At 69.5% G+C, this 12,122-nt stretch carries 13 protein-coding genes; 4 read left to right on the top strand and 9 right to left on the bottom strand.

Annotation, left to right across the window (positions count from 1 at the left end; translation table 11 throughout):
• Positions 1-243: 243 nt before the first annotated feature.
• On the bottom strand, positions 244-1,209 hold the full coding sequence (locus tag VF330_RS38245; protein ID WP_330856622.1) for an aldo/keto reductase: 966 nt from the start codon (positions 1,207-1,209) through the stop codon (positions 244-246).
• 72 nt (positions 1,210-1,281) lie between these two features.
• Between VF330_RS38245 and VF330_RS38240 the strand changes: the two genes are divergently transcribed.
• From VF330_RS38240 to VF330_RS38230, 3 genes are read left to right on the top strand one after another with little or no spacing between them, the layout of a single operon-like run.
• Complete coding sequence (locus VF330_RS38240) at positions 1,282-2,331, top strand: LLM class F420-dependent oxidoreductase (RefSeq protein WP_330856621.1); 1,050 nt, start codon at positions 1,282-1,284, stop codon at positions 2,329-2,331.
• Positions 2,328-3,155, top strand: coding sequence for an undecaprenyl-diphosphate phosphatase (locus VF330_RS38235; RefSeq protein WP_253325629.1), 828 nt, complete (start codon positions 2,328-2,330; stop codon positions 3,153-3,155). Before VF330_RS38240 ends, VF330_RS38235 begins: the two co-directional genes overlap by 4 nt.
• A 10-nt stretch (positions 3,156-3,165) precedes the next feature.
• Positions 3,166-3,858 (top strand): histidine phosphatase family protein, encoded by a 693-nt coding sequence (locus tag VF330_RS38230; RefSeq protein ID WP_330856620.1) that lies wholly within the window; start codon positions 3,166-3,168, stop codon positions 3,856-3,858.
• Here the strand turns inward: VF330_RS38230 and VF330_RS38225 are convergent.
• Complete coding sequence (locus tag VF330_RS38225; RefSeq protein WP_330856619.1) at positions 3,830-5,020, bottom strand: RNA polymerase sigma factor; 1,191 nt, start codon at positions 5,018-5,020, stop codon at positions 3,830-3,832. The genes VF330_RS38230 and VF330_RS38225 overlap by 29 nt on opposite strands.
• Entirely contained in the window at positions 5,017-5,388 is a 372-nt protein-coding gene (locus VF330_RS38220) for a YciI family protein (protein WP_330856618.1), read from the bottom strand. The genes VF330_RS38225 and VF330_RS38220 overlap by 4 nt, the downstream gene beginning before the upstream one ends.
• Before the next feature lie 131 nt (positions 5,389-5,519).
• Here VF330_RS38220 and VF330_RS38215 point away from each other — a divergent pair, with 131 nt between their 5' ends.
• Positions 5,520-5,969 (top strand): YybH family protein, encoded by a 450-nt coding sequence (locus tag VF330_RS38215; RefSeq protein WP_330856617.1) that lies wholly within the window; start codon positions 5,520-5,522, stop codon positions 5,967-5,969.
• On the opposite strand, the gene VF330_RS38210 is transcribed toward VF330_RS38215, so the two are convergent.
• The 6 genes from VF330_RS38210 to VF330_RS38185 form a co-directional block, all read right to left on the bottom strand.
• Positions 5,906-6,325, bottom strand: a complete 420-nt coding sequence (locus VF330_RS38210; protein ID WP_330856616.1) for a hypothetical protein — start codon at positions 6,323-6,325, stop codon at positions 5,906-5,908. The genes VF330_RS38215 and VF330_RS38210 overlap by 64 nt on opposite strands.
• Positions 6,326-6,418: 93 nt before the next feature.
• Positions 6,419-7,915, bottom strand: a complete 1,497-nt coding sequence (locus VF330_RS38205; RefSeq protein ID WP_330856615.1) for a M4 family metallopeptidase — start codon at positions 7,913-7,915, stop codon at positions 6,419-6,421.
• A gap of 365 nt (positions 7,916-8,280) precedes the next feature.
• Positions 8,281-9,399 carry a site-specific integrase gene (locus tag VF330_RS38200; protein ID WP_330856614.1) on the bottom strand — a complete coding sequence of 373 codons (1,119 nt, stop codon included), beginning with the start codon at positions 9,397-9,399 and terminating at the stop codon, positions 8,281-8,283.
• Positions 9,396-10,442, bottom strand: coding sequence for a threonine aldolase family protein (locus VF330_RS38195; protein WP_330856613.1), 1,047 nt, complete (start codon positions 10,440-10,442; stop codon positions 9,396-9,398). Before VF330_RS38195 ends, VF330_RS38200 begins: the two co-directional genes overlap by 4 nt.
• 52 nt (positions 10,443-10,494) lie before the next feature.
• A complete protein-coding gene (locus tag VF330_RS38190) occupies positions 10,495-10,866 on the bottom strand; it encodes a DUF4180 domain-containing protein (protein ID WP_330856612.1) in 372 nt (123 codons plus the stop codon).
• A 44-nt stretch (positions 10,867-10,910) separates the two neighbouring features.
• Positions 10,911-12,101 carry a cytochrome P450 gene (locus VF330_RS38185; protein WP_330856611.1) on the bottom strand — a complete coding sequence of 397 codons (1,191 nt, stop codon included), beginning with the start codon at positions 12,099-12,101 and terminating at the stop codon, positions 10,911-10,913.
• Positions 12,102-12,122: the final 21 nt, after the last annotated feature.

Below are 12,122 nucleotides of genomic sequence, written 5' to 3'. Positions count from 1 at the left end.
GCACGCTGCCAGGGCGGCGGTGGTCAAGAGCAGAGCGGCGAGCCGGCGCAAGATCGGGTCCTCCTGTGGAACGGAACTGAACTTCCAGCATCCACCACGTTCGGTCGGAGGTCACGCAAGGGGTGGGGTGAAACTCATCGGCGTCTAGCTCCCATTTACCTCTATTACTTCAGTGTTGACTAAAATTAATACTCACCGTCGTCCATAAGGCGATCGCCTCGAGACCACAAACGGCTCGGAGGGTCAAGGCAGCGGGCGTTCGGGGTAGGCGAGCTCGATGGCGCTGACGTCGTCGAGGGCGGCCCGGATCGCCGGGGGCAGTGTGAGCTGCTCGGCTTCGAGGGAGGCGAGCAGCTGGTTGGTGTCGCGGGCGCCGACGACGGGGGCGACGACTCCGTCGCGGTCGCGGACCCAGGCGAGGGCGACGCACAGCGGGGAGGTGCCGAGTCCGTCGGCGGCGGTGGCGACGGCCTGGACGATGCGGGCGGCGCGGTCGTTGCGGTGTTGTTCGACGTAGCCGGCGAAGTGGGTGGAGGCGCCGCGGGAGTCGGGTGGGGTGCCGTTGCGGTACTTGCCGGTGAGGACGCCGCGGCCGAGGGGGGCCCACGGGAGGAGGCCGAGTCCGTGGTGGAGGGCGGCGGGGACGACTTCGCGTTCGATGCCGCGTTCGAGCAGGGAGTACTCGACCTGGGTGGAGATGAGGCGGTGGGTGGTGGGGGTGGTGGCGGCGGTGGCGAGTTGCCAGCCGCTGTAGTTGGAGATGCCGACGTAGCGGACTTTGCCGGTGTCGACGGCGTGGTCGAGGGCGGCGAGGGTTTCGTCGATGGGGACGTTCGTGTCCCAGGCGTGGAGTTGCCAGAGGTCGATGTGGTCGACGCCGAGACGGCGCAGGGAGCCGTCGAGGGCGGTGAGGAGGGCGCCTCGGGAGGCGCCGCCGCCGAAGGGGCCTTCGGTGCGGCGGGCGACGGCTTTGGTGGCGATGACGAGGTCGTCGCGGGGGACGACTTCGCCGAGGAGGGTGCCGAGGATGCGTTCGGCTTCGCCGTCGGTGTAGACGTCGGCGGTGTCGACGAGGGTGCCGCCGGCGTCGGTGAAGGCCATGAGCTGGGTGGCGGCTTCGTCCGCGTCGGTGTCGTGGCCCCACGTCATCGTGCCCAGTGCGGTCCTGGAGACGCGGAGGCCGCTGCGGCCGAGGTGTCGCTGTTGCACGTGCGCGATGCTAAGGGGTGATCATCGTGTGAGCCTGGCAATCGGTGTTACTGACCGGTAGGGTCTCGCTGCGTGAAGCTCGGACTGAACCTCGGATACTGGGGCGCCGGCAATGACGCGGCGAACCTCGAACTGGCCAAGGAGGCCGACCGGCTCGGCTTTTCGGTGGTGTGGGCCGCGGAGGCCTACGGTTCCGATGCGCCGACGGTGCTGGCGTGGGTGGCCGCGCAGACCGAACGCATCGACGTCGGCAGCGCGATCTTCCAGATCCCGGCGCGGACGCCGGCGATGGCGGCGATGACGGCGGCCACTTTGGACACGTTGTCGGGTGGCCGGTTCCGGATGGGGCTGGGTGTGTCGGGGCCGCAGGTGTCGGAGGGCTGGCACGGTGTGCGGTTCGACAAGCCGCTGGCGCGGACGCGGGAGTACGTGGAGATCGTCCGGAGGGCGTTGTCGCGGGAGAAGCTGCGTTTCGAGGGTGAGCACTACACGTTGCCGTTGCCGGATGGTCCTGGCAAGGCGTTGCAGCTGACGGTGCACCCGGTGCGTGAGCAGATCCCGATCTACCTGGCGGCGGTGGGTCCGAAGAACCTGGAGCTGACGGGCGAGATCGCGGACGGCTGGCTGGCGATCTTCTTCTCGCCGGAGTTCTCGGCGGAGTCGCTCGCGTCGGTGAGGGCGGGCCGGGAGAGGGCCGGCAAGACGATGGACGGGTTCGACGTCGTGCCGACGGTGCCGTTGATCGTGGGTGATGACTGGAAGGCGTGTGCTGACCCGGTGCGCGCGTACACGGCGTTGTACGTGGGTGGCATGGGGTCGCGGAAGCAGAACTTCTACAACAACCTGATGGTGCGGATGGGTTTCCCGGCTGAGGCGGAGGAGATCCAGGAGAAGTACCTGGCGCGGGACTACGGGGGCGCGATGTCGGCGATCCCGTTGGAGTTCCTGGACGCGACGTCGTTGCTGGGGCCGAAGGAGCGCATAGCAGACAAGATGAAGGCTCTTGCCGCCGCGGGGGTCACCACGCTGTCCGTTTCGCCGATGCTGCAAGATCTGGAGCAGGGGATCGCGGGTCTTCGGACCGCGGCCGAGGCTCTGGATCTGGCAGGAGTGGGTAGTTGAGCTGGTTGCAGGCTCTGGTCCTCGGACTGGTCCAAGGACTGACGGAATTCCTGCCGATTTCCAGCAGTGCGCACCTGCGCATCACGTCGACGCTGTTCTTCGGCAACGACGCGGGCGCTTCGTTCACCGCGGTGATCCAGCTGGGTACCGAGGTGGCGGTGCTGATCTACTTCGCGAAGGACATCGGGCGCTTCATCAGTGCCTGGTTCCGCGGTCTGTTCAACGCGGAGGCGCGCAAGGAGAAGGACTACCGGCTGGCGTGGTACGTGATCATCGGTTCGGTGCCGATCTCGGTTCTCGGGTACCTGTTGAAGGACGAGATCCGGACGTCGGCGCGGAACCTGTGGATCACGGCGACGATGCTGGTGGTGTTCGGTCTGCTGCTGGGGTTGGCGGACCACCTGGCGAAGCAGCAGCGTGACGAGCTGCGGATGAAGGACGCGATCGGGATGGGGCTGGCGCAGGCGCTGGCCCTGATCCCGGGTGTGTCGCGTTCGGGTGGCACGTTGACGGCGGGTCTGTTCCTGGGGCTGACGCGGGAGGCGGCGGCGCGGTACTCGTTCCTGCTGGCGATTCCGGCGGTGTTCGGGGCGGGGTTGTTCTCGATCCCGGACGTGCTGGAGCGCTCGGGTGAGGGTGTGCAGGCGTCGATCCCGCAGATGGTCGTGGCGACGCTGATCTCGTTCGTGGTGGGGTACGCGACGATCGCGTGGTTGTTGAAGTACGTGTCGAAGCATTCGTACTCGGCGTTCGTGTGGTACCGGTTGATGCTGGGTCTGGTGCTGATGGGGCTGCTGTCGATGGGGTTGCTGCAGCCGATCTAAGGTGGAGCTCGTGGCCACTGTGATCCTGCTCCGACATGCTCGTTCGACTGCCAACGGTTCCGGTGTGCTCGCCGGGAGATCGCCGGGTGTGGGGTTGGACGAGCGGGGGCGGAAGCAGGCCGAGGCGCTGGTGGGCCGGTTGACGGACGTTCCGCTCGCCGCTGTCGTGTCGTCTCCTCTGCAGCGTTGCGAGGAGACGCTGGCGCCTTTGCTGGCGGACCGGTCGCTTCAGGCGGTGTCGGAGCCGGACGTGTCCGAAGTGGATTACGGGGCGTGGACCGGCAAGGCGTTGAAGGATCTGCTGGACGAGCCGTTGTGGGCGGTGGTGCAGCAGCACCCGTCCGCGGCGGTGTTCCCGGACGGTGAGGGTTTGGCTCATGTGCAGGCGCGGGCCGTGGCGGCTTTGCGCGCGCATGATGCGCGTATCAGCGAGGAGCACGGTCCGGGTGCTGTGTGGGTGTTGTGCTCGCACGGTGACGTGATCAAGTCGATCTTGGCGGATGCGCTGGGTGTGCACCTGGACGGTTTTCAGCGGATCGTCGTGGACCCGTGTTCGATTTCGGTGGTGCAGTACACGCAGACGAGGCCGTTCGTGTTGCGGGTGAACGACAACGGCGGTGACCTGGCGGGGGTGGTGCCGAAGGCGGCGCCGCAGGAGGAGCCGTCGTCGGACGCTACCGTGGGCGGCGCGACCGGAGCGTGAGGTAGCGCTGTTCGGGGACGCTGAGGGTTCTCCTGGCGGCTTTCTCGTATTCTTCGCGGGCTTGGTCGTGGTCTCCGCGCAGGTCCAGCAGGTGTGCTGTGACGGCGTGGACGCGGTGGTGGTCGAGGTCCAGTGTGGACAGCTCGGTGAGGGCCTGGTCGGGGCCGTGGACCATGGCGACGGCGACGATGCGGTTGAGGGAGACCATCGGGCCGGGTGCGGTGACGGTGAGCAGGTCGTAGAGGCCGAGGATCTGGTGCCAGTCGGTGTCCTGCGCGGTGGTGGCTTCGGCGTGGACGGCGGCGATGGCCGCCTGGAGCTGGTAGGGGCCGACCTGGGCGGTTTCGAGGGCGTGCTGGATGAGTGCGGTGCCTTCGGTGATGGCGTCGTGGTCCCATTTCGTGCGGTCTTGCTCGGTGAGCGGGACGAGGGCGCCGTGGGTGTCGGTGCGGGCGGGGCGGCGTGCGTCGGTGAGCAGCATCAGCGCCAGGAGTCCGGTGAGCTCGCCGTCGTGGGGGCGTCGGCGGTGCAGCTGGCGGGTGAGTCTGATGGCTTCGGCGGTGAGGTCGACGCGGACGAGGTCGTCGCCGGAGCTGGCGGTGGAGCCTTCTGTGAAGATCAGGTAGAGGACGTGCAGGACCGCTGCCAGGTCTTTCGGTGGCCGGAACCGGGCGCCGGCTTGTTTGATCTTCTGTTTGGCGCGGCTGATGCGCTGGGCGATCGTGGCTTCCGGGACGAGGAACGCGCGGGCGATCTCCGCTGTGGTGAGGCCTCCCACTGCCCGCAGGGTGAGGGCGATCTGGGAGGCGGTGGTGAGGCTGTCGTGGCAGCACATCGCGAGGATGGTGAGCGTGTCGTCGTGTGCGGGCACCGGGTCGGGTGGCGGCGTGAGCGCGACGACTCTCTCTTCGCGTTGACGGCGTGCCATGTCGGAGCGGTACTGCTCGATCCACCGGCGGCTGGCGGCGGTGATGAGCCAGCCCTGGGGGTTGTCGGGCACGCCGTCGGCGGGCCACTGGCGGGAGGCGGCGAGCAGGGCTTCCTGCACGGCATCCTCGCAGACGTCGAACTGGCCGTGGCGGCGCACCAGCACGCCGAGGACCTGCGGCGCGAGGTCGCGCAGCAGGCCGTCGACGCGGGTGGTGCCAGGTCGGGTGGTCACAGGTCGAGCAGGGAGGCGTCCCAGACGGGGCGGACCTCGATGCCGTCGTTGTGGGCGTCGGGCAGGGTGGCGGCGTGGGCGATGACCTGGTCGATGGAGTCGGCTTCGACGAGGTAGAAGCCGGCGAGGTACTCCTTGGCCTCGGCGAACGGTCCGTCGGTGACGACGACCTCGCCGTTGCGGATGCTGACGCCCTTGCCGGTCTCGGGTCCGGGCAGTCCTTCGCTGACGACGAGCTCGCCGGAGGCGCGGAGTTTGTCGGACAGGTCGTAGTGGTCCTGGCCGAACCGGCGTTGCTGTTCTTCGGTGAGCTTGTCCCACGCGGCCCGTGACTTGGGGTTGCTGTAGATGAGGATCAGGTATTTCACGTCCGGCCTCCCGCTGCTGGCCAGTCGGCTGGCTTCGGCCGGCTGGCGAAAAATCTTCTCACCGCCATGTCGAGGCCGCGGGCTTCGTCTCGACACCGGTGTGTCAGTTCTTCGTCGAGGAGGTTTTCGGGATGACTCGCACGCTGGTGCAGGACGAGGTCGAGATCCGCGCGTTGTTCACCGAGCACGAGGAGGGCATGCGGCTGCGGTCGCCGGAGCGGGTCGTCGCCCGGTACGCCGACGACGCGGTGACGTGCACTTTGGCGCCGCCGTTGCGCAACACGGCCGCGGACGCGCGGGACGTGGAGTCGCTGGCGGGGTGGATGGCCGGGTTCACGGGGCCGATCACCCTCGAACACCACGACCTGACCGTCGTGGTGTCGGATGACGTGGCGTTCGCGCACGGGCTGGCGCGGCTGGCGGCGGTGCCGGTCGGGTTCCCGGAGGGTTTCTCGATGTGGATGCGCACGACCGTGGGGTTGCGGCGGCGGGACGGGCGGTGGCGGGTGGTGCACTCTCACGACTCGGTGCCGTTCCACATGGACGGGTCGTTCCTGGCGGCGACCGACCTGGAGCCGTGACCGTCCAGGACGATGAACTCAGTGTTCGGGTTGTGCGTGCCGTCGCGGTCGTAGTCGTGGCGGCCGTCGAACCAGGTGACTCGGGTGACGACGTCGTCGTCGACGTAGACGTCGAACCGGCCGGGCACGGAGTTCTCTGGGCCGTCGCAGTCGTGGCAGGGCTCGCCCCAGCCGGGAGTGACGACGTGGGGGTGGCCTTGCTCGCCGTAGTCGTAGGCGCCCCAGCGCAGCGCGTCGCCGACCTCCAGGTCGTCCATGGCGCAGCCACCGAACTTGATCTGCACGTCGTAGTCGCCGCGGTGGTGACACGTCGGGCACTCGAGGCCGTGGACCATGACGGTGCTGAACATCCCCATGGGAGTGATTGTCCGCCGGGAAGCAACGGGAATGTGCCGGGGCCCGGACCGTGCAGGGGGATGCGGTCCGGGCCCCGGTCGTGCGCAGGCGTGCTACTTGACGTTCACCGCGGCCCAGGCGCGGTTGACCGCCGCGTACTCGGCCGACGAGGCGCCGTAGAGGTCGGACGCGGCGGCGAGGGTGCCGGTGCGGGCGGCCGCGTACTTGGTGCTGGAGGTGAACTTGGTGGTCAGGGCCCGGTACCAGATCTTCTCGGCCTTGGCGCGGCCGATGCCGGTGACGGACTGGCCGTCGGAGGTGGGGGAGTCGTAGGCGACGCCGTTGATGGTCTTGGCGCCGCTGCCTTCGGAGAGCAGGTAGAAGAAGTGGTTGGCGATGCCGCTGGAGTAGTGGACGTCGACGCTGCCGGCGCTGCTGGACCAGTAGTCGAGGCTCTTGCCGTCCTTGGAGGGCTTGTCCATGTAGCGCAGGGGCTTGCCGTCGCCGCGGATGTTGATCTTCTCGCCGATGAGGTAGTCGCCGACGTCGGAGCTGTTGGCGGCGTAGAACTCGGTGGTGGAGCCGAAGATGTCGCTGGTGGCCTCGTTGAGGCCGCCGGACTCGCCGGAGTAGACCAGGCCCGCGGTGGCGGAGGTGACGCCGTGGCTCATCTCGTGGGCGGCGACGTCGATCGAGGTCAGCGGGTTGCGGTTCTGGGCGCCGTCGCCGTAGGTCATGCAGAAGCAGGAGTCGGTCCAGAAGGCGTTGCTGTAGTTGCTGCCGTAGTGGACCTTGCTCAGGGCGCCCTGGCCGTTGTTCTTGATGCCGTTGCGGCCGTGGACGTTCTTGTAGTAGTCCCAGGTCGTGGCGGCGCCGAACGCGGCGTCGACGCCGGCGGTGGCCTTGTCGGTGTAGGTGCCGTTGCCCCACTTGTTGTCGGCGTCGGTGAACAGCGTGCCGGTGCCGGTGCCGTTGTTGAGGTTGTTGACGGCCTGGTTGCCGCGGGCGGGGTCCTTGAGCTGGAACGTGGACCCGGACTGGGTGGTGTTGAGGGTGACGGTGCCGGTGTAGGTGGACTGGCCGCTGCCTTCGACGTGGTGGACGTCGTCGTAGCTGAGCAGGGTCTCGCCGGTTCGGGCGTCGGTGAAGGTGTGCAGTTCGGACGGGGTCTGGTCGTCCTTGACGCTGTGCTTGACCGTCTCCCACGCCAGCACGGGCGCGTGGTCGAGGGCGAACACGACGAGTTTTCCGTCGGCGACGGAGGCGGTGGGCGCGGTGGTGTCGACGCCGGCGAGGGTGGCCTGGGAGGCCTTGGTGACGGCGGTGACCTGGCCGGCCTTCTGGGCGACGACGAGGTCGCCGCCGATGACCTTGAGGCCGTTGAGGGTGCGGTCGAACCGCAGGTGCGCGGTGCCGTCGGCGTCGCGGACGACGTCGCGTGGGACGAGCTGTTCGCCGCCGGACAGGCCGAGGGCGGTGGAGATCGTCCCCGCCTGTTCGGCGGCCGCGGTCAGTGCGTCGGGTGCGGCGTGGGCCCCCAGGGTTCCCGTGGCAGCGAGGGCCGCGGCGGACATCAGGGCGGTGGTGACGCCCAGGGTCGTGCGCTTCATAAACGCTCCTGTTCCGGTGCAGGGAGTGACCGCTCCGGCGGTGCAGGGGTGCCGGGGCCGATCACCGTGGAACAGCCCGGCCGGTGTCGATGACCGGGCGTGGCGATCGTATTGCTGTGCGTGCATGTGACCAGCGGGTCCCAGGATGCGAGATCAGTTCACAAATGTGGCTGCACCGCTGGTCAGGCAGTTGCGTTTTGTCCGGATGGCGGGACAAACACGCAGCTCACCCCAGGAGGAAACAAAACGGAAACGTCCGGTGCCGGATGCTGCCGACGGTCTAGCGCGTTGCTCCGTCCGGCGCGGATCGACCGGCGGGGATCGTGTTTACGGTCAACTCACGAAGTGAGACGCCGGTCACGCCTTCACAGGCCCAGGCGGGTGACCGCGTTGTCCTCGAGCGGGTTCGCGGTGCGGATGTAGCGGTGCACCGTGCGCGGGTTCGTCCACCGGCCCTGCCGCATGATCTCCCGGTCGCTCGCCCCGCCCAGCGCCGCCTGCGTCGCGAACCCCGCCCGCAGCGAATGCCCGCCGAACAACGCCGGGTCCAGCCCCGCCCGCAGCGCGTACCGCTTCACCAGCTCCGCCACCGCACGCCCCGACATCGCCTTGCCGCCCACGCCACCGTGCCGGTTGATCACCGGGAACACCGCGCCCGTGCGCGTGGAGCCGCCGAAGCCGTGGCAGCGGTGCAGGCCGTTCTCGGTGACGTCGCGGCCGTCGAGCACGTCCGACCAGTCCGCGAACGCGCACACCGGGCACGTCGGACGGCGGCTCCCGCGCGGCAGCACCACCGACTGCTGGTGGCGGCCCGTCTGGTCGGTCTTCGTCGCGCCCAGCCGCACCAGCAGCAACGGCTCGTGCGTGCGCGGGTCCACGTCCACCGAGACGTCCTCGAACTCGATCACCGCCAGCTCACTGCGCCGCAACGCCCCCGCGAACCCCACCAGCAGCAGCAGCGCGTCCCGTGCCCGTGCCGGACCGTCCGCCGGGCGTTCGTTCAGCAGCGCTTCGAGGGTGTCGAGCAGCACCGGGCGCTTGCGGCGCGGCTGCGACTTGCGGGAGCGGCGGATACCGCGCAACGTCAGCCGCACCACATCACTGCGCGTCGGGCTCGGCAGCCCGTTAGCCGCGTGCACCGCCGCGATCGCCGCCGACTTGCGCTCCAGCGTCGACGCCCCGAACGCCGCCGACCCGTCCGGCTTCACCGTGTCCGCCGCCGCGGCCAGGTACACCGCCACGTCCAGCGGATCCGCGGGCAGCGCCTGACGGCCCTCCGCCTGGCACCAGCCCGCCCACGCGATCCAGTCCGACCGGTAGGCGCGCACCGTGTTCGGCGATTGCGCGCTGCGCAGGTAGCCCGACAGCGACGCCGCCTGCTCGTCGTCGAACCGCTCGCGCACCCTCGCGAGCGCGTCGACGTCGATCAGCACCGAGTGCGACACCCTGACCAGCGCGTGCTGGACGGGTTCGGGCAGGCTCACACCCGCGATGGTAGTCCCTTGATCAACTCCACCACCTCGCCCGGCGTGAACTCGAGGCCGCTGATCCCCACACTCACCTCGAAGCTGCACCGGCGCGGATCCGGGTTCGACCGCGCGTACAGCAACAGCCGGATCCCCGTCTCCTGCAGCAGGTGCGCCGCGGCCCGCTGAGCGTCCTCCCGCGACAGCGGCAGGTGGACGTGGAACAGGGGAGTGGCGGGCACCTGCGGGGTGGTGTGGGCGAACCCGTCGGCGTTGATCGCCGCCGCCAGCGCCTGCGCGTGGGCTGTGAACTCGGCCATCCGCGGCAGCACCTCGTCCATGCCGACCAGCGCGGCCACCGCCAGCGGCCACGCGTCCACGACCGCACCGCCCAGCCGGCGCCGCCACACCGCCGCCTGCGCGATCGTCTCGTCGTCGCCCGCCAGCACCGCGCCCCGCACACCCTCGAGCGCCTTGTACAGCGACACGTACACCGTGTCGAACAACGCCGCGATCTCCGCGAACGTCGCGTCGTAGCCGGTCTGCGCCTCCCACAGCCGCGCCCCGTCGCAGTGCACCGCCGCACCGGACTCCCGCGCCCACTTCGCCTGCGCCGCCAGGTCCTCGAACGACGGCAGCAGACCCCCGATGTCGCGTTGCGGCAGCTCGACCACCACCGCGGCCAGCGGCTCACCCACCGCCTTGAGGTCGTCGAGGGTCATCAGCTCGTGCCGGTCACCGGCCGGATGCAACCGCAGCCCGTGCACCGCGCTGTAGCCCTGGTTCTCCCACACCTGCAGGTGCGTCTGCGGATGCGCCGCGAACGTCCACCGCCCGGTGCGTTCGGCGTGCACCCGCAACGCGACCTGCTGCGCCATCGTCCCCGACGGGAAGAACAACGCCCGCGGCTTGCCCAGCAGCGCCGCGACCCGCTCCTCCAGCTCGCGCACCGGGTCCTCCGGCCGGGTGTGCGGGGTGACGTACCCGGCCATCCGGCGCAGCACCTCCGACGGTGACCGGCGAGGACCACTGTGGTGCGACAGCGAACGACGGATCTCCATGCACCCGATGCTAGCTATTGCCACTAGATTGCAATAGAGCCGTTCGTCGTGATCAGGCCGCCGCCGCGAGCCGTTCGTCCAGCTCCGCCTCGTCCGCCACGAACCACAGCTGCCGGCCCCGGTTCGACTCGAACACGAAGTCCCGCAACGCCGTGCTCGCCGCCACCTGCTCGGAGATGTCGCCGACCACCACGAGCCGGTACCCGTACTGCTGGAACTTCTGCACGACCGCGCCCGCGACCTTCGTGCGCAGCACCAGGAAGTCCTGCGACAACCTGGCCAGCGGCAGCACCAGCCACCCCACGTCCTGACCCCACAACGTCCCGATCAGGTCCACCGCGGACTGCTCGTCCACGATCGGGGGACCGTCCGGGGCGCACATCAGCACCGTCGCGCCGTGGCGCGTCTGAACGACATCGACCATGACACCGCAACCTACTGACGGCCCCGCCGCGCCGCGATCGTGTTTCACGCCGTCGCGTCCCACGTCACGGGCACCTCGTGGATGCCGTAGATCAGCACGTCGTCCTTGTAGGACAGTTCCTCGGCCGGCGCGGCCAGCCGCAGTGACGGGATCCGCCGCGCCAGCGTGTCGAAGACGACCTGCAGCTCCATCCGCGCGAGGTTCTGCCCGAGGCACTGGTGGATGCCGAACCCGAAGGCGACGTGGTTGCGGGCACCCCGGTCGAGCCGGATCTCGTCCGCGTCGTCGAACGCGGCCGGGTCGTGGTTGGCGGCGTTGCTCAACGCCAGCACCGGCTCACCCGCCCGGATGGTCACTCCGCCGATCTCCACGTCCTCGACGGCCACGCGGGCGTTCGCGAACTCGGCGATCGTGTAGACCCGCAGCAGCTCCTCGACCGCGAGCGGGGTGCGCGACGGGTCCTGCCGCAGCGCCGCCAGCTCCCGCGGGTGCCGCAGCAGCGTCACCACGCCCAGCGAGATCATGTTCGCGGTGGTCTCGTGCCCGGCGACCAGCAGCAGGAACGCCAGCGACAGCACGTCCTCGGGGTCGTTGCCCTGCGCGAGCTGACGGCTCAGCAGGTCCTCGGCCGGGGCTGCGGCCTTCGCGGCGATCAGGTCCGCGAGGTAGTCGCGCAGCTCCGTGAGCGCGGTCCTCTTCGCCTGCGCGGTGAGGGAGCGGCTGAGCAGGGATCCGCTGCGCGACTGGAAGAAGTCGTGGTCGGCGTAGGGGACACCGAGCTGCTCGCAGATCACCAGCGACGGCACCGGCAACGACAGCGCCCGCACGAGGTCCACCGGCCGCGGGCCCGCCAGCATCGCGTCGATCCGCTCGTCGACGATCTCCTGCACGCGCGGGCGCAACCCGGCGATGCGCCGCACCGTGAACTCGCCCAGCACGGCCCGGCGGGCGGGACCGTGCTCGGGCGGGTCGAGCTGGATCATCGACCGGCGGAACAGGTCGAACGCCGGCCGCTCGCGGGTGAACCGCGGGAAGCCCGGGTGGCGGCGATCGGAGCTGAACCGCGCGTCCGTCAGCATCGAGCGGACGTGCTCGAGCCGGCTCACCGCCCACGCGACCTGGCCACTGGGCAACGTGACCCGGGCGATCCCGCAACCGGTGTCGCGGATGCGGGTCTGCTCCTGCGGCGGCACGTGCGGGCAACGACGGGTGGTCTGCAACTCGGGTGCGGTCATCGACGGGCCTCCATCATTCGA

The organism is Lentzea sp. (assembly GCF_036380075.1).
GTDB lineage: Bacteria > Actinomycetota > Actinomycetes > Mycobacteriales > Pseudonocardiaceae > Lentzea.
Note: the sequence above shows the minus strand (reverse complement) of the source record. Positions and strands in the feature narration are given on the sequence as shown.